The organism is Paenibacillus fonticola DSM 21315 (assembly GCF_000381905.1).
Taxonomy (GTDB): Bacteria; Bacillota; Bacilli; order Paenibacillales; family Paenibacillaceae; genus Fontibacillus; species Fontibacillus fonticola.
In genome coordinates, this window is the sequence record NZ_KB907265.1 from 1 (window position 1) to 23,941 (window position 23,941).

General features: G+C 48.0%; 26 protein-coding genes and 1 other annotated feature. Of the genes, 3 read left to right on the forward strand and 23 right to left on the reverse strand.

Annotated elements, in window-relative coordinates; translation table 11 throughout:
• Positions 1-369: 369 nt before the first annotated feature.
• The 19 genes from spoIVA to G358_RS0119655 form a co-directional block, all read right to left on the reverse strand.
• Positions 370-1,848: a stage IV sporulation protein A gene (gene spoIVA, locus G358_RS0119570; RefSeq protein WP_026342374.1), complete on the reverse strand. Its 1,479-nt coding sequence runs from the start codon at positions 1,846-1,848 to the stop codon at positions 370-372.
• A gap of 352 nt (positions 1,849-2,200) precedes the next feature.
• The gene (locus tag G358_RS0119575) at positions 2,201-2,968 is read right to left on the reverse strand and encodes a hypothetical protein (protein WP_019638949.1); all 768 of its coding nucleotides are present in this window, start codon (positions 2,966-2,968) and stop codon (positions 2,201-2,203) included.
• A gap of 49 nt (positions 2,969-3,017) precedes the next feature.
• The gene (locus tag G358_RS0119580) at positions 3,018-3,362 is read right to left on the reverse strand and encodes a 2Fe-2S iron-sulfur cluster-binding protein (RefSeq protein ID WP_019638950.1); all 345 of its coding nucleotides are present in this window, start codon (positions 3,360-3,362) and stop codon (positions 3,018-3,020) included.
• Positions 3,363-3,374: 12 nt separating this feature from the next.
• A complete protein-coding gene (locus G358_RS0119585) occupies positions 3,375-4,016 on the reverse strand; it encodes a nucleotidyltransferase family protein (protein WP_019638951.1) in 642 nt (213 codons plus the stop codon).
• 52 nt (positions 4,017-4,068) lie between these two features.
• Positions 4,069-4,248 (reverse strand): DUF2768 family protein, encoded by a 180-nt coding sequence (locus G358_RS0119590; protein WP_019638952.1) that lies wholly within the window; start codon positions 4,246-4,248, stop codon positions 4,069-4,071.
• A gap of 166 nt (positions 4,249-4,414) precedes the next feature.
• Entirely contained in the window at positions 4,415-4,687 is a 273-nt protein-coding gene (locus G358_RS0119595; protein WP_019638953.1) for a stage VI sporulation protein F, read from the reverse strand.
• Positions 4,688-4,774: 87 nt separating this feature from the next.
• Complete coding sequence (locus G358_RS0119600; protein ID WP_019638954.1) at positions 4,775-5,812, reverse strand: NAD(P)H-dependent glycerol-3-phosphate dehydrogenase; 1,038 nt, start codon at positions 5,810-5,812, stop codon at positions 4,775-4,777.
• Entirely contained in the window at positions 5,805-6,416 is a 612-nt protein-coding gene (gene plsY / locus G358_RS0119605; protein ID WP_019638955.1) for a glycerol-3-phosphate 1-O-acyltransferase PlsY, read from the reverse strand. The genes G358_RS0119600 and plsY overlap by 8 nt, the downstream gene beginning before the upstream one ends.
• Positions 6,417-6,428: 12 nt before the next feature.
• Positions 6,429-7,751 carry a ribosome biogenesis GTPase Der gene (gene der, locus G358_RS0119610; protein WP_019638956.1) on the reverse strand — a complete coding sequence of 441 codons (1,323 nt, stop codon included), beginning with the start codon at positions 7,749-7,751 and terminating at the stop codon, positions 6,429-6,431.
• A gap of 275 nt (positions 7,752-8,026) precedes the next feature.
• Positions 8,027-9,259 carry a 30S ribosomal protein S1 gene (gene rpsA / locus G358_RS0119615; RefSeq protein ID WP_019638957.1) on the reverse strand — a complete coding sequence of 411 codons (1,233 nt, stop codon included), beginning with the start codon at positions 9,257-9,259 and terminating at the stop codon, positions 8,027-8,029.
• A 136-nt stretch (positions 9,260-9,395) separates the two neighbouring features.
• On the reverse strand, positions 9,396-9,965 hold the full coding sequence (locus G358_RS0119620) for a lysophospholipid acyltransferase family protein (protein WP_019638958.1): 570 nt from the start codon (positions 9,963-9,965) through the stop codon (positions 9,396-9,398).
• Positions 9,955-10,665 carry a (d)CMP kinase gene (gene cmk, locus G358_RS0119625; RefSeq protein WP_019638959.1) on the reverse strand — a complete coding sequence of 237 codons (711 nt, stop codon included), beginning with the start codon at positions 10,663-10,665 and terminating at the stop codon, positions 9,955-9,957. Before cmk ends, G358_RS0119620 begins: the two co-directional genes overlap by 11 nt.
• A gap of 119 nt (positions 10,666-10,784) precedes the next feature.
• Positions 10,785-10,994, reverse strand: coding sequence for a hypothetical protein (locus G358_RS0119630; protein ID WP_019638960.1), 210 nt, complete (start codon positions 10,992-10,994; stop codon positions 10,785-10,787).
• 127 nt (positions 10,995-11,121) lie between these two features.
• Positions 11,122-11,775, reverse strand: a complete 654-nt coding sequence (locus G358_RS0119635; protein WP_019638961.1) for a flagellar brake protein — start codon at positions 11,773-11,775, stop codon at positions 11,122-11,124.
• 192 nt (positions 11,776-11,967) lie between these two features.
• Positions 11,968-13,338, reverse strand: a complete 1,371-nt coding sequence (ypeB, locus tag G358_RS0119640; RefSeq protein ID WP_019638962.1) for a germination protein YpeB — start codon at positions 13,336-13,338, stop codon at positions 11,968-11,970.
• Positions 13,339-13,493: 155 nt separating this feature from the next.
• Positions 13,494-13,643: a hypothetical protein gene (locus G358_RS33515; RefSeq protein ID WP_169447450.1), complete on the reverse strand. Its 150-nt coding sequence runs from the start codon at positions 13,641-13,643 to the stop codon at positions 13,494-13,496.
• A gap of 54 nt (positions 13,644-13,697) precedes the next feature.
• Positions 13,698-14,408: a glutamic-type intramembrane protease PrsW gene (gene prsW, locus G358_RS0119645; protein ID WP_019638963.1), complete on the reverse strand. Its 711-nt coding sequence runs from the start codon at positions 14,406-14,408 to the stop codon at positions 13,698-13,700.
• Between the two features lie 303 nt (positions 14,409-14,711).
• Positions 14,712-15,329, reverse strand: a complete 618-nt coding sequence (locus G358_RS0119650) for a genetic competence negative regulator (RefSeq protein ID WP_019638964.1) — start codon at positions 15,327-15,329, stop codon at positions 14,712-14,714.
• A 188-nt stretch (positions 15,330-15,517) separates the two neighbouring features.
• Positions 15,518-15,919, reverse strand: coding sequence for a hypothetical protein (locus tag G358_RS0119655; protein ID WP_019638965.1), 402 nt, complete (start codon positions 15,917-15,919; stop codon positions 15,518-15,520).
• A gap of 238 nt (positions 15,920-16,157) precedes the next feature.
• Here G358_RS0119655 and G358_RS0119660 point away from each other — a divergent pair, with 238 nt between their 5' ends.
• Positions 16,158-16,922, forward strand: coding sequence for a polysaccharide deacetylase family protein (locus G358_RS0119660; RefSeq protein WP_019638966.1), 765 nt, complete (start codon positions 16,158-16,160; stop codon positions 16,920-16,922).
• Positions 16,923-17,116: 194 nt separating this feature from the next.
• Here the strand turns inward: G358_RS0119660 and G358_RS30520 are convergent, their stop codons facing one another.
• On the reverse strand, positions 17,117-17,611 hold the full coding sequence (locus G358_RS30520) for a hypothetical protein (protein WP_019638967.1): 495 nt from the start codon (positions 17,609-17,611) through the stop codon (positions 17,117-17,119).
• Positions 17,608-18,201: a CPBP family intramembrane glutamic endopeptidase gene (locus tag G358_RS0119670; RefSeq protein ID WP_019638968.1), complete on the reverse strand. Its 594-nt coding sequence runs from the start codon at positions 18,199-18,201 to the stop codon at positions 17,608-17,610. The genes G358_RS30520 and G358_RS0119670 overlap by 4 nt, the downstream gene beginning before the upstream one ends.
• A gap of 115 nt (positions 18,202-18,316) precedes the next feature.
• Here G358_RS0119670 and G358_RS0119675 point away from each other — a divergent pair, with 115 nt between their 5' ends.
• Entirely contained in the window at positions 18,317-19,225 is a 909-nt protein-coding gene (locus G358_RS0119675) for a hypothetical protein (protein WP_019638969.1), read from the forward strand.
• A 152-nt stretch (positions 19,226-19,377) separates the two neighbouring features.
• Positions 19,378-19,608 (forward strand) — a binding site (T-box leader).
• 367 nt (positions 19,609-19,975) lie between these two features.
• The gene (gene serA / locus G358_RS0119680; RefSeq protein ID WP_019638970.1) at positions 19,976-21,565 is read left to right on the forward strand and encodes a phosphoglycerate dehydrogenase; all 1,590 of its coding nucleotides are present in this window, start codon (positions 19,976-19,978) and stop codon (positions 21,563-21,565) included.
• A gap of 161 nt (positions 21,566-21,726) precedes the next feature.
• Here serA and G358_RS0119685 read toward each other — a convergent pair whose 3' ends face one another.
• Positions 21,727-23,169, reverse strand: coding sequence for an ATP-binding protein (locus G358_RS0119685; RefSeq protein ID WP_019638971.1), 1,443 nt, complete (start codon positions 23,167-23,169; stop codon positions 21,727-21,729).
• A gap of 1 nt (position 23,170) precedes the next feature.
• Positions 23,171-23,887, reverse strand: coding sequence for a response regulator transcription factor (locus tag G358_RS0119690; RefSeq protein WP_019638972.1), 717 nt, complete (start codon positions 23,885-23,887; stop codon positions 23,171-23,173).
• Positions 23,888-23,941: the final 54 nt, after the last annotated feature.

Below are 23,941 nucleotides of genomic sequence, written 5' to 3' on the forward strand. Positions count from 1 at the left end.
TAGACTGCATAGTATCAGCTCTCCTTTGCTATGTAGCTCTGAAATGGTTGGTCTTTCCACTTTCCATTTTAACCTACGAGATGTAGCAATGTGGAGGGCTGTCTGTTTACGTTCATCATAGCTAGAATCAAACAACAGAGCCTGAACATCTCAATTGTATTGGAATGGCCTTGTGGGTCAAACCCTCGATCCCTCCACCCGCATAGTGAACTGCCCCCTAGTGTTAGACACCATCTAACATATTGGGGTGCAGTTCAATAGCGGGTAGTTTTTTATTTTGCGCGTTTCACGCACTCAACTGGCTAAAGCCTAAACAAAAAAAACCGCACACAGCTTATCAGCTTTGTGCGCGGTTGGGAGACAATGTTTCTATAAAATGATGGCAATCAGCCCGCCGGAGCCTTCATTAATAATGCGGCCCAGCGTCTCCTGCAGCTTGTAGCGGGCGTTGTCCGGCATCATGGCGATTTTGCCCTGAATGCCTTCCCGGACGATGGAATGCAGGGAGCGGCCGAATATGTCGGATTCCCATATTTTTATCGGATCGTTCTCGAAGTCCTGCATCAAATACCGCACCAGCTCTTCGCTCTGCTTCTCCGTGCCGATGATCGGCGCGAATTCGGACTCGACGTCGACCCGGATCATATGAATCGACGGCGCCGTCGCTTTCAGTCGCACCCCGAACCTGGAGCCTTGGCGAATGAGCTCCGGCTCATCCAGCGCCATTTCGGCCAGAGAAGGAGCAGCGATGCCGTATCCGGTCGTCTTGACCATTTCCAGCGCTTCCGCGAAACGGTCATATTCCTTCTTCGCATGCGTGAACTCCTGCATCAGCTGCAGCAGGTGATCCTTGCCTCTGATTTCAACGCCGACGACCTCCATCAAAATTCGGTCATACAGATCGTCAGGCGCATATAGGTCAATTTCCGCTACGCCCTGCCCCATATTCAGGCCGCTGAGTCCAGCCCGGTCGATAAATTCATATTCAAGAAAATTGCTGACGACCCGGTCGACGTCACGGAGACGCCGAATATCTTTGACCGTATCACGAACGGAATTTTCGTAGTTGCTGCGCAGCCAGTGATTTTCGTTCAGCACCATAACCCAGCTCGGCAAGTTCACGTTGACTTCGTGCACCGGGAATTCATACAGCACTTCGCGCAGTACTCCGGTCACGTCCTCCTCCGTCATTGTCGCCGCGCTTAAAGCGATGACCGGAATATCGTACTTCTCGGCGAGTTCCCCGCGAAGCTGCTGCGCTTCCTCGCTCAGCGGGCGCGTGGAGTTGATGACAAGCACAAACGGCTTGCCGACCTCCTTCAATTCCGCGATCACACGCTCTTCGGATTCCACGTAAGAGTAGCGCGGAATGTCCGCAATCGTGCCGTCCGTCGTTACTACGACGCCAAGTGTGGAATGCTCCTGAATGACTTTACGCGTCCCGATTTCTGCCGCTTCCTGGAACGGAATCGGCTCTTCAAACCACGGTGTGGAAATCATGCGCGGGCCGTTCTCATCCTCATAGCCTTTTGCCCCTTCGACGGCGTAGCCGACGCAATCTACGAGCCTGACATTTACTTCCAGCCCTTCTGCCACTTTGATTTGCACCGCATTGTTGGGCACGAATTTCGGCTCGGTCGTCATGATCGTCTTGCCGGCTGCGCTTTGCGGAAGTTCATCCACTGCACGGATCCGATCGGCTTCGCTGGAAATGTTCGGCAGAACGACCGTTTCCATGAAGCGTTTAATAAAGGTCGATTTTCCGGTTCGGACGGCTCCAACCACACCGAGATAAATATCTCCCCCGGTGCGTTCGGCAATGTCCTTGTAAATGTCCACTTTCTCCAATACCAATGATATCCCCTCCTCAAAATTCGCCGAAGGAAAAATGCCTTGAGAGCATCCGCTTCGTTATTTGCGACAACTCGTACATTCATTTGGACTAGTAACATCATATGTAGCAAATGCTGTATTATGACGGATTATACCGTCCAAGCCTACTTTTTTTTGCACACTATCCCTCTATGGATCCTCTTTATTTTCCGCCATATTACAAATATATGTGAACCTCCCGGTTCGTATGACAGGCAAAAAAAGCCGCCCTATCACTTCAGCAAAGTAATAGGACGGCATTTTTTGAGCCTTCAGTTTGAGCATTCATTTTGAGCCTTCATTTCGATCCTTCAAAGTATGTGATTCACTATTCGACCTGCGGTACCGGGGCACCGTCCAGCCAAGCATAAGGCAGTGATTTGACCGGTACGAAGTAAGATTGGTTGCTTAAAATTACCCGAAGATCACCATCTTCCTCACTGACTGCTGAGCCGGATTTATCGATTGCCTGCATAATATCCCAAGCATAGTCGACGTACACCTGACCATTTGCATCGACTATATAAGGAAGCTGCTCCCTGGAAAATACGCTAGTTAGCGCATAATTTTCACCGCGAACTTTGTTCAAATCGACTTCATGCAATCCGGGATACACTTCCGTCTCGGATGTTACCGGCCATTGTCCCGGATTGGACCGCCCATATTGATCTACCAGCCGCTGTACATCATTAACTTTCTGTACCGTGACTAAATCCATCACCTTTACCGTCGGATTCGTCTCTTCATCAATGACGAGAAAATAGGCGCTGCCCCCCTGCTCAAAAGCCGTTGCCGGAATCTCGTCGATATATCCCATTTTATGCAGCTTGTCTAAATCAATACGGAATTTTTCGTATCGAGGCACTTCCTCCCCTGCTGTAATGATCGGCAGTATTCCTTTGTCGGCCTGAAATTGATTTAGCGCGTTTTGGATCCGGTCTACGCTTTCCCGGTAGGACACCGCATTCTCCTGGCGCTTATCTCCCGGGTACATGCAGCCTGACATGAATGATACCGCCAACATCATAATAATGAGCAGTCCGGCATACCGGACAACCCCCTTGCTTCTCGCTAAAAAATTAACTGAACGTTTCAAAGCTCTTCATCCTTTTTGTCGTTTATCCGTATTTTATATCTATGGCCATTTACCATAAATCCTCATTACGCTGCTCGAGCTGCTTGCGGATCGCTGCTTTGAGGGGATCTTCCGGGACGTTTACTGCAGTGTCGCCGCATATTTTCGCCTGACACGCCAAACGAACTCCTTGCTCCAACAGTGGACCTAGCTTGCGAAGCTCGCTAGCGGTCGGAGGGGTAAGCGCTTTGCCATGCTCTTCATCTACTTTCACTTTGCACATTAAACAGCCGGCATTGCCCCCGCAGCGCGTAGCGATATGAATTCTGGCATCTCGTGCAGCCCGCAGGACGGTAGTTCCCCGCCGTACCTTTACGGTTTTCCCTGACGGCATAAATTGAATTGATATATGCACTCCCGGCTCCTCCTATGCTTCGGCGTTTCGCTTGATCAGCCATTGCTCGTACAATTGAGGCGCCTGCAGCAGTTCGGCTACACCGCTCACCACCTGGGGTTCCCACACATTCCCCGCTAAAAGCGCCTGCAGCAGGGGCATGTGATGGTCCGGCGAAGAGCGGATAACTTGCGCCACAGCTGTGTAGCGATCCGGACGCTCTCTAAGCACGTTGAACAGCAGCTCATGAGCGAGCGGCATCAAAGGGACCGAGACCCCTTCCAGCAGCTTGTTATGAGCGTGTTCTTTTAAAACGGCGTTGACTTCCGTCCGGTAAATCGATTTTCCCTTCCGGATTTCAAAGCTGCCGACGAGTTCAATCGTTATAGCTTTGATACGATAATGGCTAAGCAGGGAGGCATAGCAGCCGCTCTCGTCCCATTTGGGCTCATCCAGGGACTGTCCGGCCAAACGGTCATGAAGCCCGCTTAAATCCGCTCTGTCGCAGTACACATCTATGTCACGCGGAGCCCGCTCAAGCGGAACCCCTTGCAGCCATAAACCGCAGCTTCCCCCCAACAGCCAAGTAGCCCCGGCATTATTTAATTGAGCGCATAGTTCGGTTAATGCTGCGGCTAAATCGTCATGGCTATCCCCAATTACGTCTTTATTCATCAACTTCCTCTTCCTTTGCTCCGTTGTCCAGGCCGTATCCGCCTTGCTGTTATTATGTAATCGATACAAGCCCCATCAGGAACCCGGTTAACATAATGACAAAAGCAAGCAATGACAATATGCCTTTTACAATTCCTTTTGTTTTCGTACGGGCGAAGGTGACCAAAAAGACGGACAAACCCATTACCAAAATTGCTGCTATCGATAACCACATTTTCGTCATTGCATCCATGAACTAAACTCTCCCATTAACGTTAATGATATGATGAATATTATAGCATTTTGCACCGAAACAGGCTATGTATAAGAGTTATTGATCCCGGTGAACTGACACCAACGAAAAAAACCGCGGCAAATCGCCGCGGAGTTGCAAATCTGCAGGTACCTCATCAGCACCTTTACTTCTTTAGCATTAATTTCATTAATGCTTCCATATTGTTCGGATTCATGCCGCTCTTCTTGACGGCTCCGATAATTTCCGTGATCGTGCTCTCCGAGACAGGTACTTTTGCCATAGCCGATACCTGCTTGATCAGCTTCCGCAGCTCTGCTTCACTTTGCAAAGTAGAGGGTTTGACAGTGCTTGCCAGCTTTTTTACAGAGCCTTCGGTAATATTTTTGCCGGCCTTTTTGTTAATGGCGTTCAGGGCATCTTTGGAAATTTTGCTCATATTCTCCCCCCTTCGGCTGTCCTCTTTCACAATGTATGAGAAACAGCCGAAAAAGGTGTGTGCAATTACCGCAGCAAGATAAACAATTTAGGTGTGCCACTGCTCCCAAGTTTCCAGTGACATCACTTCCATTTCGGTTTTTCGATCCCGTCCCATCAGGGACTCTACAGCAACTCTTGGCTCAATGCCGTCGAACAGCACATGATATAGCTGCTGGGCAATCGGCATCTGCACCTGATATTTTTCGGAAATGGTCCGCGCTGCCTTTGTCGTACGAATCCCTTCCACGACCATGCCCATCGAGCCGAGAACCGCATCCAGCGCTTTGCCCTCGCCGAGCATAAAGCCTGCCCGCCAATTACGGCTATGACGGCTTGTAGCGGTAACGACCAGGTCACCCACTCCAGCCAGGCCGGCAAAAGTGAGCGGATTTGCTCCCATTTCCACCCCTATGCGGGTAATTTCTGCGAGTCCGCGGGTGAGGAGCGCTGCTTTGGCATTGTCTCCGTATCCGAGACCGTCCGACATGCCGGCACCTAAGGCGATAATGTTTTTTAGCGCACCGGCCAGCTCTACGCCGACCATGTCCCGGTTAGTATATACCCGAAAGTACGAATTCATAAATAAATCCTGCGCGATTTGGGCTTGCTCTTCATCTAATGAGGCTACGACAACGGTCGTAGGACAGCGTTTCACGACTTCTTCGGCATGACTCGGGCCGGACAGGACGACAATACGCCCGGCATCGCATCCCAACTCCTCGGCAATGACGACAGAAATCCGTTTCAGGGTTTCGGTTTCAAAGCCTTTGGTCGCATGGACGACAGTCATATTTTCTGTCCAATAAGGCTTTAGAGCACGGGCTACATCGCGGACGGCAGAAGAAGGAGCTACGATGACCACGGCTTTCGCGCCAGAAACCGCTTCCGCCATATTTGTCGTCGCTACAATACGGGGCGTTAATTCGACCCCGGGCAGAAATTTTTCATTCCGGTGCTTTTCGTTAATTTCGTCTCTTTGCGCCTCGTTACGGGTCCAGATCATTACATCCCTTTGTTCAGCTAGGACGCTGGCCAATGCTGTTCCCCAGCTGCCCGCTACCAATACAGCCGCTTTATCAGACAACGCGTTTACCTCCCTTGGAGCCTAATTTATTCTCTTTGCCTTGAACCAGTTTTACGATATTGGAACGGTGTCTCCAGAAAGCAAAGACAAATATAATAAGACTAGTCCATAAATATGGGCCGATCTCTCCCCCGAGAACAAGAAATAACGGGGTAAGCAAAACAAACAGCAAAGAGCCAAGAGAAACATATCTTGTAATGACAATAGACAAAATAGCAATAATTCCGGCATAAAGCGCCGGAAAGAAAAATAAAGTAGCCATTACGCCGATTGTTGTCGCAATCCCTTTGCCGCCGCGAAAACGGAAATACAGGGGCCAATTGTGGCCGATGATGGCTGCAAGGCCGCATAGCAGCGGAACCCAAACATATTCTCCCCCTAACCAGCGGCCAATCCAAACAGCAGCAATACCCTTGAGAACATCTAGCGCAAGCACCATGATCGCCGGCCCTTTGCCGAGCACTCTCAGTGTGTTGGTAGCTCCAGCGTTCCCGCTACCGTGCTGACGGATATCGATTCCTTTCAAGGACTTCGCCAGCACGACACTAAAGCTGACCGATCCCAACAAATAACTGAAAATTACTGCAATCACGGGTAAAATCACATTTTTCCTCTCCTAACTTTCATCAGACTTCCGGCGCGTAAACAAGCGAATTGGTGTACCTTCGAAATCAAAAGCCGCCCTGATTTTGTTCTCCAAATAACGCTCATAGGAAAAGTGCATCAGTTCCGGATCATTTACAAATACAACGATGGTCGGCGGCTTTACCGTGACCTGCGTTACGTAATTAATTCGCAATCTTCTGCCTTTATCGGTAGGCGGAGGGTTAATCGCAATCGCATCAGATACGACATCGTTCAGCAAATGCGTCTGTACTCTTTTTGCATGCTGATCCGCCACATGCTGTACGACAGGGAGTAGTCTGTGGAGGCGCTGCTTCGTTTTAGCGGAAAGGAACACAACTGGCGCATAAGTCATGAACAAGAAATGATCGCGGATTTTCTGTTCAAATTGATGCATCGTTTTGTCGTCCTTCTCTACAACGTCCCATTTGTTGACGACGAACACGGAAGCTTTACCCGCCTCATAGGCATAACCGGCGATATGCTTATCCTGCTCGATGATCCCTTCCTCGCCATTAATCAGAACGAGCACGACATCCGCCCGCTCAATCGCTTTCATAGCGCGCATCACGCTGTATTTCTCCGTCGTTTCGTACACCTTGCCGCGTTTGCGCATTCCAGCGGTATCGATAAGCACGTAACGCTGCCCATCCTTCTCGAACGGCGTATCGATCGCATCGCGGGTCGTTCCGGCGATATCGCTGACGATAACCCGTTCCTCACCTAAAATCGCATTAATCAGTGACGATTTTCCTACATTCGGCCGCCCAATCAAAGCTACGCGAATGACGTCCTCGTCATATTCATCATCCGCCAGTTCGGGCAAATTGTCCGAAATCGCGTCAAGCAAGTCACCAATCCCTGTCCCGTGGCTGCCAGAAATGCCAATAGGATCGCCGAATCCCAAATTATAGAACTCGTAAATAAGATCGGAACGTCCGATATTATCGACTTTGTTCACGGCAACGATAACCGGTTTGCCGCAGCGGTACAGTAAATTTGCGACTTCCTCATCCGAGCTCGTTACGCCGGCCTTGGCATCGCACATGAAGACGATGACATCCGCCTCTTCGATCGCCAGTTCTGCCTGCATCCGGATCGACTTCAAAATCGGCTCTTCATCTCCGAGCTCGATGCCCCCCGTATCGATAATGCTGAACGGTTTGCCGTTCCATTCGCCCAAGCCGTAAATGCGGTCGCGCGTAATTCCGGGCTTGTCTTCCACAATTGCAAGGCGGTCCCCGATAATCCGGTTAAAAACCGTGGATTTCCCCACATTCGGCCTTCCTACAATCGCCACAACGGGTCTTGCCATAAGGATACCTCCCAGTTCATTCTTATATTTAAACGAAAAGCTTACAATGTCAATGATTCACGAATATCATCATAGCAAAAAAAGCTTTAATTGGCTAACGTTTCATTGCTTATTTTCTGCATCACTTTGTACCTAAAAAAGGAACAACAAACGTTACTATTATTGCCGGTCCCGCTTTCTTTACTCTGGAGCCGCCATAAGTCGACCCGGAAAAATAAAAATCGGCGAACCCATGTTAGGGGGTCGCCGATTTTATGCCTGCTATATCCCGTCGCTTATTTCCATTTGCTCAATTTGTCGCCAAAGCGCTCGCCAAGGGTAATGCTCAGTCCTTGGTTATTCAAAGACACGTTAGGATTATCGCCTAAGTCTTCTTTTCTCACGCTGCTGCCTCTGGACGGTTTTTCGCTTCTTTCCGGCACAGCTGGAGCTTCTTCGGTCTCCTTGATGCTAAGGCTAATCCGTTTCTCAGCCGCATTCACATCAAGAATTTTAACTTGGACCGTCTGTCCTTCCTTCAACACTTCATGCGGTGTACCGATATGTTTATGGGAAATTTGAGAGATATGAACAAGTCCTTCAACCCCAGGTGCAATTTCAACAAAAGCACCGAAGTTCACAAGACGCTTCACTTCACCGCTCACGATATCTCCCGATTTAAATTGCTCGGCAGCCGTTTCCCAAGGGCCAGGTGTTGCCGCCTTAATGCTAAGGCTGATCTTCCCTTTCTCAGGATCAACTTTGAGAACTTTCACCTTCACTTGCTCTCCTTCAGAAAGCACATCGGCCGGCTTCTCAACATGGCTCCAGGCAATTTCGGATACGTGAACGAGTCCGTCTACGCCGCCTACATCGACGAATGCTCCGAATTGAGTCAGGCGCTGTACCGTACCTTCGATCACTTGGCCTTCTTGCAATTCACTCATCACTTTCAGCTTGTTCGCTTCAAACTCTTCGTCAAGCACATCTTTCTGAGACAAAATAACTTTGTTGTTCTCAGGATCGATTTCCTTCACTTTAACGCGAAGTGTGCGCCCTTTATAATCGCTGAAATCTTCAACGAAGTGACGCTCCACCATCGATGCCGGGATAAATCCGCGAACGCCGACATCAGCGACGATTCCGCCTTTTACGACATCAGCAACAGTAACCTCGAAAGTCTCTTGACTTTCAAAACGCTGCTGAAGTACTTCCCACGCATTCTCGCTGTCGATCGCACGCTTGGATAGCACGAGGCGTTCTTTCTCATCGTCAATGCTGACGACTTTCGTCTCTACTTCTTGGCCCACTTCAACGGCATCCGCAGCGCTGTCCAAATGAACAGAAGACAATTCACGAATAGGAATAACGCCGTCATATTTATATCCAATGCTTACATAAGCCTGGTTATCCTCGATTTTGACGATCGTTCCTTTGACGGTGTCCCCTTTTTTCAAGGATACGATTTGATCCAGTTCATCCTGGCTCACTGCCTCGACAGCTTCTTGATTTTTGATTTCTTCCGACATGTCAATACCCTCCTCAATTCAGCAACCCATTTATTTAAACCCGCTTAATGCGAAGTTCAAAACAACTTTATTGATGATAGCTTTCCAAATGCTCTATAGCTTCATGCATATTCAGAGCTTATTCAGCGATCATTCCTTACCCTTGAGCTTTAAGCTCGTTAATACGGGCCATGATTATCTCCGTTGCCCGTTCTGCGGCGTCAGGCACATCGCCGTTTTTGAATTCCGTTAAATCGATTGGAGCTCCGTAGACAACTTTCACTTTCCTGAACAATTTATAATTGCCGACTATAGCTACGGGAATGACCGCACAATCACTGCGAAGTGCGAAGGTCGCTGCTCCTCTTTTGCCCATCCCGCCTGAACGGGACCCTTCTGGGAAAATTCCCATCACCTTGCCCGTCCGCAAAATGGTTAACGACGTCTTGATCGACTCCTTGCTAACGCCTCCCCTTTTGACAGGAAACGCACCAAGTTGTGTAATCAGCCAGCCAAATCCGAAAATGTCGAACAATTCTTTCTTCGCCATAAAATGCACTTTTCGCTTCAAAAGGATTCCGATCGTTGGCGGATCCAGTACACTGATATGATTGGAACAGAGCAGTACGCCGCCTTCCTTGGGGATATGCTCAAGACCTTTCCCCTCCAAACGGAATAGCGCTTTATAAATTAGTATTAATGCACCACGGCAAAAGCTATAAATCATTCCTGTTCTCTCTCCCATAAGCTTCGGTTAATGAAACGATGCGGCTTGCCACTTCACGAGGAGTCAATTGTGTCGTATCCAGCAGTATAGCATCCTCAGCCTGACGAAGGGGGGACACTTCCCGCTCCTGGTCCAGCCGATCCCGCTCTGCGATATCATGGGCGATCTTCTCCATCGTAATTCCTTGCTGTTCCTGCATTTCATTGAATCTGCGACGGGCGCGCTCCTCTACGGTAGCCGTCATAAACACTTTCACTTCGGCATCGGGAAGCACCGTCGTACCGATATCGCGTCCGTCCATGACGACGCCTTTGCGCAAGGCCATTTGGCGTTGAAGAGATACGAGCCATGCCCGCAGCCCCTCGATTTGCGCATATCGGGACACTTGAGAGCTAACCGTTAGAGAACGGATTTCCGCGGTAACATCTTGACCGTTTACGATGACTTGCTGTCCATCTTCTCCCGGTATTAATTCAATACCCAAGTTCTGTATAGAATGAAGCACTTTGTCTACTTCTTCCGGCTGTATGCCGAGATTTTGCAAATACCAGGTTGCTGCGCGATACATTGCACCAGTATCTACATAGACGTAGGACAGCAGGCTTGCCACCATCCGGGCGATTGTGCTTTTACCCGCACCGGCAGGTCCGTCAATCGCGATGTTGATCTTGCCATATTGTGATGACGATGTCCTTGCCAACGGTGACGCCTCCTCATGAAAAACACGGTCTCAATAAAAAAGCAGGCATTGCCTGCGACGTGAAAATTATACCACACAACGGAATGGGATGCAAAAAAACCGAAACTTTCCTGGCTTGCCTAGCGACCTAATGGTTGTTCGATTGCAACGCCCTCAAATTTATCAGCAGAGGCGATATATTCTCTTAAAACGGGAATACGAAGTGCCGCCTGGAAGAGGCACAGTCCGATCAAACAGGTGATGGTCATTCGGATTAACACCGCTTCTGCCCGGCTGCTGAATTGCAAAAACATTTCCGTATATTCCTTAGAACCGCTGTCCTTCGCCATAACGAACCTCCTGCTTCATTAGATACTGATATTTTATCCAACAAAACAGCAGGCCAACCCGCGGTATCCATACGATATGCTAATTAACGTTTCTGACGTATCCCGTACCACGTATCTTCTAAGCAGTTTAACGATTTTTAAAATCAAACTGGCGTTCGAAGCAATAGCGAATCAGCTTCTGCCGCTCCATGTCGGAGATGCTTACAAATTTCACCATCGTCATCGTCCGGCCTGTCTCAAGCTTTTTCGTACGTACGATTTGGGCTTCAAATGGAACATGGTCGATGGAGCCGTTCTTAAACGACAGAAGCAGCCAGCAAAACAGCGGTTCCCCTTCAGCAAGCTTGTACTTGCTGTCCGCAAGAAAAGACACCCCGCCGCCGCCGACGTCTTCAGTGAAGGCTACAAAGCGGGTATTATCCTTCAGCCTGACTGCCAAATCAAGCTTGGCTATGACACGCAAGAAGTGGCGACGCTGAATTTTGGTAATCGTTTCCGGTTCAGGCTTCCTGATCCTTACAAGCTGAACGACATCATCTGCAAACCCGAGTACATAGGTATTGAAGTAATTTTTCACGCCCTGCTCAGTCAAAAAGTAAACAGATAATTCATCTCCCATATACAGCCGTTTAATCCGTCCGCTGCCGCTTTCAATTGGTACTTCTATCAAAAGCGTATCTTCTTCCATATCCGCGATCCGCGATTTGCATTCTTTGTCCATATCTTTGCCGTCCGCTGATGCAACCTGAATATATAACAGGTCATTCACATTAGGAAACAAGCCCCTCCACCGCCTCAATTCGTTATATAACTATTACCAATTGATTATAGCATGCACTAGGTCTATTGGAGCAACAAATTAAATAGCCCTTACCTCTTCATTTCTTAATCCTTAAAAACGCTCCAAAAAAACGAATGACTAGAAGCTTATGCTCCTAGTCATTCGTTCAATCGGCCGATAAAATGTGTAAGGTCAGAATGACCGTTCCGGCTTCACATGACCGTCGCGAATTTGTTCCACGACTTCTTCATCTCCGTTATCAGCATTTAGATAAATGCGATATTTTGAGCCGTTAATCGCGCCGCCGAACTCATATGTCAGCACCTTTTCGGCCCTGTCATTTTCGATCAGCGCCAGGCGCTGATACTGCTCCTTGTATTCGGGATTCAAACGTTTACGGGCCTGCTGCAGAGTCAGCTTTGGCTTTTCCAGCTTTCTGTCCTTGCCTTCCTGTTGCTCGTATACGTAGTCACTGGCCTGCATCCCTATTACGTGGCCGTTATCGAGCGCAACCCTTAACGTTATTTTCTCCGGATAGATCAGCACATCCCCATCTTTTCTTACATAAGTGAAGCTGCCGATATTGTCGTATTCATCGTAAGTAACCGGCGTCAGATCATTGTAGCCCTTACTGGACAAAAACTGATCCGCGCTCACTCTGGCTGATTCGTGGGAAACCGCTTTTGCACCGATATGGCGATCGCTCCAGTAATTGATCAAATGTCCGCCATTACGGGTAAAGTCCATAGTGAGCGCTTCATCTTTAGTGCTGCCTGGAACTTTCGCTGTATACGAGGCCCACTCCGTCCCTTTCCCGTTCTCGGTAACCTTAATGTCCTGGGTATGTTGAGCGCCAGCGAAATGAGCGGCTTTATTTTTAATATCTTGAACCGTCACCGGATTCCCGCCAAGTTTTTTTACCGAGCGCTTATTGTAAATGCTTGATACGGACGGTCCCCAATCCAGCTCCGGATATTCGCCAACACGTTTGTCCACCGTCTTGAAGCCATCGATAATCGTATTGTCCTGCTGACTATCCGGATTCGCCAGCGCCGTCTCCACATCCATCCAGCGCAGACGATTGGCAATAACCTTGTCCTGAACCTGCTGCAATTGCTTAGAAATTTGGGAAGAGCTTTTGTAAAGCTCCTTCAAATTTTTAAGCTCACCGTCACTGAGCGGCTGTTTCGTCAAATCCCGAATCCCTGCTTGATAAGAAAACTTCGAGATGCGGGACAAAAACTCCTCCGTTTTGTTAAAAGGAAGCAGCGTCAAAGGAAGCTGGTTGATTTCATTTTGCGCTTCACTCGTAATTCTCCACACATTTACGAGTCCCTTCCGCTGCGACCCCGATGAGGCGCTATGAACTGCCAGCGTATTTCCGAGCTCCCCGTGCAGTTTGTCAACATGAAAGGACAAATTGTGGAACGCCCGTTGATACTGATTCTCCGCTTTAATTAAAATCGCGTTCTTTTCTTGATTTTCCTGGTATCCCCACATTAAAGCACCGATTAACAAAACCGTTGCGATCGGAAACAAAATGGCACTTAAACGTTTATACATATCATTTACACTCCTTCCTTCAACGAACTGAAGTTAGTTTGACAAGAAGGAGGTAAGTTTATTCATTATTAGCTGCAGTTCCTAAATTCATTTTTTGTTCGAAATATTTGCCGGTCATCCTGGTTGTTGGCACCTCTCAAGGTCTGCTCTTGTCGTTAAGGCATATCCTCTTCAATATCGAAATAATGGCGATTGTCACAAAGACATTGTTTAAATCCCGTCTCGATATGTCCCCGCTCTTTTCTACCGCGAAGCACGAAACGTTCACCGCAGGATTTGCACGTAATTTTTACTTTTACCCGCACAAAAAAGACACCCCTTTCAGTTTCCACGATTTTCAAATGGTGGATAAACTGTTTTTAGGATGCCCTGTTTTCGGTCTTGTTAACCCTGTCCCCCAGAAGGCGGCGGAAAGGAGATCGCTTGTTAGCCCGATACATCTTGCCAATGCCTCCGTACCATAGAAACACCATCAATGGGATGATGTACCAGATCCAGTACTGTGAAATGTTCTCCAATATCCAATCATACACCCCGTGATAAAATAAAGGCATCAGTAAAGAATAGGCAAGGAATCTTCGGCTTTCTTTACCTGCAGCAAATTTGGCACGTCCCATGTAATAGCCCATCATGACTCCGAATAACGCGTGACCTGAAACCGGCAGCAGTGCCCGGATTAACAAGGTTGCGACGGATGCCTGCTGAGCGAAAGAATAAATCACATTCTCAACCGTAGCGAAACCTAGTGAAATAGCGGTAGCATACATGATACCGTCATAGGGTTCATCGAACTCCGTATGATTGTATATCATATGAAACAAAACAAACCATTTCAACGACTCTTCCACACCAGCTGAGATCAAAAAAGCATTGACCAAGGAACCGTCCCCCAGCCAAAGCATCAATCCTTGCTGTACAATCATAACCGGCAGGATAATGACAAAGCCGAGAAAAAACACTTTAATAACCATATGCAGCGGTTCGGCTTCGTACTTGTCCTTAAGATAGAAATAAGTTAACAAGGCGATTCCAGGGGCTACCGCTGCGGTCACAATCGAGATAAAAATCAACGGTTATCCCCCCTCATCGACCGTTTACAACTCTTATCCAGCTTTTGGCGATGTCGAACAATTCGACGATCTATATAAGTTGAACAATTGAAATGGATGTGCAGCAAGTCGTAAAATGATTCTGCGATCACTGTTGCTCCCAAATTTCTTAAGATGTTATAGGTTCTTAAGAGGTAGAATATCACCTCACAAAGGCGACCACAAGCGTATGCTCTCGAAGCAGCTTTCTTTCAGAAAGCTATCAGTTCCTTCGGAATCATTTTCTCCCTTGCCTGCATTCATTTTAAGTTCATCTTATCTAAATTAGTCCTGACGTTTGAAATTATCGCAGATAATCCCTACTGCATTATCGGCCATGACCCGCTTGCCGTACTCTTCCAGCATCGCAGGGGTTACCGATGTAGCCTCGCCGAATTCAGCGAGAACCGCAATGACAGCTGGATGTCTGCCAGCTTCCAATTCGTCAGGCTCTAATTGAAGAATCCATTTCCCATTATATTTATACAGTCTGCCAGCTTCTGTAAGCATCGGCCGCAGAACGTGAGCCGCTTCAATCAGCACTTCAAAATCATCAAAAGAATATAGAATCGTATCACTCTGCTCTAGCGTTACTTCCATCTCATATACTTCATCCGGCAATTCATCCTCATAGTGCGTTCCGATCCCATGATTGTGATCGTACTTACCTCGCGTCACTATGACGACCATTCCCTGAGCAGGAAGCGCGAATACCTCGACAGCCAAAGGGCCTGTAGCGTCAAACCCCACTTCATTATAAGCCTGATCCATCATCTCCGTGAACAGGTCATGTACCTTGGGAATTTCCTGCCACATGTCCTCTTTCTGAATGCCGCGTTCGCTAAGGTCGTCAAACGTGAGGAAAATCCGTATCTTATCCTGGCCAATTCTTTCTATTCTCATACAGGATCCTCCTCCCCAAGCCTTGTTATAACAGATTATGAAACCTGCTGTAATATGTGCTGGAAATGGTTCTTTGTAAGTATGTTATCATTTATCTTACTTAAATGCACGCAATAAAATAGACAAAAAAAGAATCATTTTCCGCCCAACTACATAGGAGCTGAAAATGATCCATAAATTGGTATATTTTATAGTCCGGGAATGACCGAATTCGTCTCCTTCAAAATTTGCTCAACCTCACGGCGCACATCCGCATTGCCTTTGATAAAGTCCGTAATTTGCTTCAGATTGTATTCCTTCGAATGACTCGCATTGGCCGGAGATGCGGAACTGGGATACACCTTTTCGCCGCTAGTACTGCCTGTGCTGCTTGTGCTGCTTGTGCTGCTTGCACCGCTTGCTGCCGCAGAGCCCGAATTCCCCGCCGATTGATGGGAATTCCCTTTGCCCGCGCCCCCCATCGATAACCCTGCTAATTTCATAATCGTTCCTTTTCCCTCTTGACCTGACATTGATCCGTTTTTCTTGGCTGCCCAGACGACAGCCGCTGCTCCAACTAATGCACCACATAAAAATGAGACAGATCTCACCCAAAAAACCTCCTTCAATTGTGTTAAAATCAGTTGTAGTGTTCGCGTAAAGAATTAAACTCATGCGTATTAATTACAGGAAAGAACACGGAAAGCGAGATGAATTCCTTTGTTTAAAAGTAAGCTTTTGCTCCTCGCCGCCTGCTGTATAATACTTAGCTCATGCAGTCAGGATCGTCCCGCATCCAAGCCTATCGCTTCCAACGCCTCATCAAACCAGCCTCCGGAAGCGAATTCTGTGGATTTACCGGATCAAAGCGGTACGGAGGCCAATGACAGCAGTTTAAACGGCAACAGCGGTTCCGCCCCCACAGAAAATGTACAGCCGCAAGAAGCTTCCACCGAGCCCCCCGAAATTCCACAACATAAGTATCACATTAATAATGTGTACCGTGTCGTGCCAAATGAGGACGGGATCGAGAAGAAAGTCGTCTTACTCACGTTCGACGATGGGCCTAAAGAAAAGGAAATGCTGGAGGGTTTGCTGGATACGCTCGATAAACACGAAGCTAAAGCGATATTTTTTGTCAACGGCTACCGGGTGAAAAGCAATCCGGATTTATTGAAGCTGATTTATGACCGCGGCCAAATTATTGGCAATCACAGCTGGGATCATATCGATTTGAAAAAGGAATCCGCCGACAGTGCCCGCAAGCAGGTGGAAGACGTTCAGCAGATCGTCGAGGAAACCGTCGGTGAGCGGCCGCGATTTTTTCGTCCTCCCTTCGGCTCAGGCAATGAGACGCTTCACAGCATAGTTGAAGAGAACGATATGATTTACATGACCTGGTCAAACGGCTCGCTTGACTGGGACGCCAAGTTCAAAAACAAGCCGGATGGCGTCATTCAAAATGTGATGGACCAGCTCCACCCTGGCAGCAACATTTTGATGCATGAGCTCCCTTGGACCGAGGAGGCGCTGGATGAGCTGCTGACGAAAATAGAGACGGAAGGCTATGGATTCGTCGATCCGCGGACGATCTCGGCTCCTCCCGAAAATTGAGGCGGAATCGTAAATACGCTGGCTGCCGTCAGCTTCAGACAAACGGAAAGGGGTATCCCGCAAGGTCTATAAAAGACCAGGAATACCCCTGTTATTTTGTATGTTTATTACCCTTTCTATACTACAGGATCGGATTTTTTTGCGGAGACTACTTAGAAAGCGTTGGCCCTACACTGATATACAAAACTGCGATGTTACATCCCGTTGCTTTGTCCCCATGGCGACTCGCTAATACCCCACCAGAACAACGCCACCATCACGGCAATAAAAATAAACAGCAGGGCATTAAAAAAATATCTGGTCAACTTTACCCGCTGGGAAGGATAAACTTCCCGCCTGGATGGAAGCTCCTGGGCTGCTGACACTGGAGGCGCCTCGATTTCAATTAACGGGTTGTCCGAATACTCTGCAAAACGGCGATAATCCGTTGGAGCAGCTTCCGCAACAGCGCTAGCGCCATAGTCCGCGTTCAACCCGCTCTCCAAATGCCGTTTGCGCGAGGGCTTCCGTTCCTTTGCTGATTTTTTTGGACTTGCTGCCGAACTTTTGCTCCTCAGAGCTCTGGATTTCGTTTCGCCTGGCATTTGATGCTCTGGCTGCTTCCGGTGATCTTCCCCGGACCGATGATGTCTGTCTTTGGCAATGCGGCGCTGACCGTACCGCTCTATCCTGCTCAAGCGTTCACTCATTTTTCCCTCCGATATTTAATGACGAGTCCGGATATGAAATCAATAAGGAAGTGGCATACAATCGGTGCCCATAACGTACCCGCCTGTATATAAATGTAACCAAGCGCATAGCTGCTTAGAAATACCCACCCTGTCGGAATCCAGTGCCTCAGATAGCGGATATGAATCAATGCAAAAATAATACTCGTCCAATACGGCCCGATTCCATGCTGAATTGCACCGCGAAACAGCAATTCTTCACAAATCGATACAATGATGCAAATGACCGCGATATGCCAGATCGGACGGTTCCGAAACAGCATTTCGTTAATGCCCCCGTCATCGAGGCTCTCTTCTTTGACAAACCTGGACAACATAAAATCCAAACTGAACATGGCCGCTGCCAAGCCGCATCCCCAGAACAGAAAGTGAGTGTTTTCGGGAAATTGTAACAATGATATCACATTTCTCTTCTGAAAAAACAAGATGACAATTCCGATAATTAAAGTAAGTCCTTGAGTAATGTATAAATTAATTAATAATAAGCGCTCATTAAGTTGACCGGGATCGACTCTTTGAATTTTTATTTTGCCAAACTTGTTTTTTTTCATAGTATTTGTCAAACCCTGTCCTTTATTATAGTTCTAACTACAATCTAGTTCCTGGCATTTAAAGCTTCATAGTGCTCTCGGACTAAAAAACATTTACAGAGGAGCGTTTTTGACTATGCAAAAAAAATCTTATCGCTTCGAAATTTTTTTTATGCTCGGGTTTCTGTTTACGCTGATCGCCGCATTCGGAACTTTTTTCCTGGGCTTCAAAATGGGGATCAATCAGACGGAAGCAAAGTACGCTCACCTGAAAATTCAATCCGGGTTTGAAACAACGGTTTCCTACGAGCAGCAGGATCTGGTTGCTTATTACTACGTAGTGTTCCAGCCTTACGAGCAGTTCAAGGACCAATATTTCGAGCTTGTAGATCAGCTTAAACGCAGTGATTCCCGGTTGAAATCACACAGTATTTTGAAAAATATCCGCGATGCTTCACGTGATCAGTATGACCAGATTTATTATCAATCTATTACAGTGTCTTCACCTTTGTTAAAAGATGCACAAACCGATATTTTGAAAAGCTTGAAGCTGTTCGACGAAAGCATAGGCCGCATTGAAACCGGGAATAAAGCTGGTCCTGAAATTGCTAAATTGCTCGCTGATGACGACTTTACAAAAAGCGCGGAAAACTACGGGCTCAAAGCCCAGCAAAAATACTATACATCGATGATGAAATGGGCTGCGAAAAGCAACCAAGCCATTCCTGCAGATTTTTCTTTCAAAGACAGTACAACTGTCAAGGAATGGACAAACTTTCCATTAGCGGTAAAGAACAAAATTGTCAGCGACATGATGGCTAGCAGCAATTTATATGTATCTTACCTTCCGCAGGACATGACCGCCAAAATTGACCAAATGATCGACAGCGGCAAAGCCAGCTCCATGAAGCTGAATTCAGTCACATCGATCGTAAAAGTGCTCATGGACACAGATGCGGTGCAAGGCAAAGAGTTCATACGCTGGAAGTCGACTTACTATGCAAGCGAGTTCATCCCTGAGCTGCCTTTCTTCTCGGAACAATAGAAGACAGCGATGCATTACTTGGAACGGCGATATTCGACAGTACTAAAAGCATAACCAAAATAGCAAGCTTATTCAAGGTTCCTCCGTCCCTTATGATTACAGGTATTGACACATTCATTCAGCTCGTGATACATTATGAAAAATTACATTTCTAAAGCACGATGAAGGAAACGAGTTTTCGCGAAGCTTACAGAGAGCCGGTGGTGCTGCAAACCGGTAGCGGAATGGGAACTCCAGCGATCCTGAGTAATTGCGTTGAACATATTTTTTAGTAGGCGCAATCGGAGGAACTCCGTTATCAACATGTCATTTATGACAACTGAGGCTGTATCTGTGAAGAGCAGCGAATTAGGGTGGTACCACGAACAACTCTCGTCCCTTACTACGGAAGTAGTGTGCGGATTGAGAGTTTTTTTATGTTTGTGCCTCATCTTCAACCATTGTCTGCGGGCAGCTTGTTACGTGACGCTTCGCTTCTCTAACGCATTGGGACGGCATTGGGCTATAGCACCGTATACAAAACTTAAGCGAATGCTTCCGAAGAAAGTTTTGTATCGAAGACTTTCCGAAGAAGCAATGCTATATACAAAACTTAAGCGAATGCTTCCGAAGAGAGTTTTGTATCGAAGACTTTCTGAAGAAGCAATGCTATATACAAAACTTAAGCGAATGCTTCCGAAGAGAGTTTTGTATCGAAGACTTTCTGAAGAAGCAATGCTATATACAAAACTTTTAGGAGGAAAAGAAATCATGTTCAAAGTACTAGTATCAGATCCGATCAGCGACCTGGGAATTCAGCAGTTGATGGATGCAAGCGACGTTGTAGTAGAGAAAAAGACGGGACTTTCGGAGGATGAGCTCATCCAAATCATTTCCGGCTATGACGCTTTGCTCGTACGCAGCCAAACGAAAGTCACCGAGAAAATCATGGAAGCCGGAACCAATCTGAAAGTGATCGGCCGCGCAGGCGTCGGCGTCGATAACATCAACCTGGATGCGGCAACTAAACGCGGTATCATCGTTATCAACGCTCCTGACGGCAACACGATTACGACATGCGAGCACGCTTTTGCAATGATGATGGCTCTTGCCCGCCATATTCCGCAAGCTTACGCCAAGACGATTCAAGGAACTTGGGACCGCAAATTCCTCGGCGTTGAGCTGCGCAACAAGAAGCTGGGCGTACTCGGCATGGGCCGCATCGGCAGCGAAGTTGCCAAACGCGCCAAAGCGTTCGGCATGGACATCCTCGGCTATGATCCGTTCATGACGGAGGAGCGCGCCGAGAAGCTGGGCGTGAAGCTTGCCACCGTCGACGAAATTGTACGCAACGCCGACTTCATGACGATCCACACACCGTTGACGCCGGAGACGAAGCATATGATTTCCCGTCCGCAGTTTGAGGTGATGAAGAAAGGCATGCGCATTATCAACTGCGCTCGCGGCGGCGTAGTCGATGAGCTGGCATTGGTGGATGCGATCGATCAAGGCATCGTGGCCGGCGCGGCCTTCGACGTATTCGAGCAGGAGCCGCCGGCAGCGGATCACCCGTTCTTGCACAACCCGAAAATCATCGTTACACCGCACCTGGGCGCATCGACCGTAGAAGCTCAGGAAAACGTAGCGATCGACGTTTCGGAGCAAGTACTGCACATTTTGCGCAACGAGCCGTTCAAGAACGCGGTCAATATGCCGCCGGTAGCAGCAAGCGTGATGAACAAGCTGCAGCCGTTTTTCGATCTAGGCGAAAAAATCGGTACATTTGCGGCCCAGTTGAATAACCAGGCTGTGCATGAAATCCATGTCGAATACGCCGGAGATCTGGCAGATGTAGATACACAACCGCTAACCCGCTACATTATCAAAGGGGTGTTGTCCCGACACTTCGGCAATGACGTAAACATCGTCAACTCGGTTCACCTGGCCAAGGTACGCGACATTGATGTCGTTGTATCGCAATCCTCGGCTTCCAAAGGCTTTACGAACCGGATCAGCGTTACGCTGAAAACAGAAGACGGCCAGGATCGCCGCATCGCAGGCACTTTGCTGAAAGAGTATGGCCCGCGGATCGTACGGATCGACAAGTTCCCGGTCGACATCGCTCCGGAAGGCAACTTGATCTTTATTTCTCATAATGATAAGCCGGGCATTGTCGGCAGCGTAGGCACCCTCCTCGGCAAAAATGAGGTAAACATTGCTTCGATGCAAGTTGGACGTAAAATTATTGGCGGCGAAGCGATTATGGTGCTGAACGTGGATAAGACGGTTTCCAAGGAAGTGCTCGATGAATTAATGAGCTTGCAGGAGCTGAACACCGCTCAGCAAATCGCCTTCGAATAATATTAAGCTGTAAACCGTATTAAATAGGAAGAAAGGGTTGTTCCAAGTGTACTGTATACACATTGGAAAAACCCTTTCTTTTGTGGCAAATGTTCCACGATGAACAAGATTAATCTGCGGAAATCAACAAAAAACATCCTCACAAAAGGATGTTTTTACGTTTATTGAACCTTTTCGACAGGGAGGACGATATGGAACTCTGCCCCTTTGCCTACCCCACTGTGAACTTGAATCGAGCCGTGATGCGCATCTACAATGTTTTTCACGATAGCCAGTCCCAAACCTGTTCCTGCTGCCGTGCCGCGGACCCGGGCTTTATCTGCTTTGTAAAATCGTTCAAACACAAATGGCAAATCTTCAGTCGGGATTCCCGACCCCTCATCGCGTATAGAAATGTGCAGTTCATGACCTTGTTTCCCTTCCAGTGTATCGGCAGCGATGTAAATGCTGCGTCCTTCCGGGGTGTGCCGAAATGCATTGTCCAGCAAATTGGTCAGCACCTGCTCCAATCGATCCTCGTTCGCTTCCTGAGCAATCATCGCCTTGCTGCTCATATCCAAATCAAGATGGATTTGGTGCTCTTTCGCTCTGACGGCAAATTTGCGGTATACCCGCTCGATCAGCTCTTTAACGTCTACCCGGTGCATGGCAATATCTGTATGGCCAGCTTCCATCCGGGCGAGGTCGAGCAGATCGCGAACGAGGCGGCCCATACGCAGCGATTCATCATGAATGACCTGCACGAGCTCCTGGCTTTCTTCCGGTGAGGCGGCCATTCCGTCGAGCAGCGCTTCACTGTATCCTTGCATCATCGAGAGAGGCGTACGAATTTCATGGGACACGTTGGCGACAAAGTCCCGCCGCATTTTCTCCAATCGGACCTCCTCGGTCACATCCCGCAGAACGGCTACCGCTCCCCTGATCTCACCATCCGCAGAGAGCGGTGCCATATGAACGGACCAAACGCTCTGCTTGACGTGAATGTTGGCGCTCTGATCCCCTTCCTGATTCAGCACTTTTCTGAACATCGGCAGCAATGGCTTGGGTATCGTTATCGAACGCTCCCCATGCACATTTAACTGCAGCCCGTCATTTTCCTCATCAGGCAAATCTCCCCATAGCTGCAACAAATGATCACCCGGAGGGTTCGTTAAAATAACGCCTCCCCCCCAGTCTAACGAAATAACCGCATCATTCATGCTTCTTAAAACGCTGGAAAGGTGCTCCTTCTCATGGTTCAAGCTGCGAATCGTATTCTCCAGCTCTTCTGCCATATGGTTAAACGTATTCGCTAATTGACCGATTTCATCGCTTGTCTGCAGCGACAGCCGCGTATCATACTTCCCTTTGCGGATGGCGTCGGCAGCGCTGATCAGCTGCTGCATCGGCTGGGTAATTTTCGTAAACAAGAACAGAGCAAAGAAGGTCGTCAAGGAAAAGCCGATGATCGCTACGATGACAAACAGCTTCTTGACGGCTACCGGATCGGTAAAATTCGTATCGATATAGGGCAGCAGAAACAGCCCCATGCTCATCAATACAAAGGCCACTAGGCCTATTATCGTAATCCACAGCTTGCCTACAAGCGTTCTCCAGAAGCTCACGTTATTTCGCGACCTCCAGCTTGTAGCCGACGCCCCAAACCGTAGTAATCATGCTTGCCGATTCCGGCGATACTTTGTTCAGCTTTTCACGAAGCCGCTTCACATGGGTATCCACCGTCCGCAAATCTCCAAAAAACTCATAATTCCAAACGTCCTTCAGCAATTCCTCACGCGAGAACACTTTGTCAGGAGAAGTAGCCAAATAATGCAGCAGCTCGTATTCCTTCGGCGTCAGGCTGACCTCTTGCCCGCTTGCGGTGACTCGGTGCGCATCATGCTCAATGACAAGGTGCGGGAATACAATATTGTTGCTTGTTCCACTTTCTTTCGTCAAATATGCTGTAGCTGAAGCCCGTCGCATGATCGCCTTAACACGATATATTACTTCACGCGGACTAAATGGCTTGACGACATAATCGTCCGCACCCACTTCAAATCCTTGTACCCGGTTAATTTCCTCGCCCTTGGCCGTTAGCATTAATACCGGTGTCGATTTGACCTGTCTCAGCCGGCTGCATACTTCCACGCCATCGATTCCCGGCAGCATCACATCGAGCAAAATCAATCCATAATCGTTGGAGGTTGCTTTTTTGAGAGCGGTCTCACCATCTTCCGCTTCATCGATTTCATAACCTTCTTTTTCCAAGTACATTTTCAGCAGACGGCGAATACGTTCCTCATCATCCACTACGAGAATGCGGTTTTCCTGATCTGACATGAACAACAACCCCTTCATCATCTTCCCATTCACTTGAGCTTTAGTAATAATTCC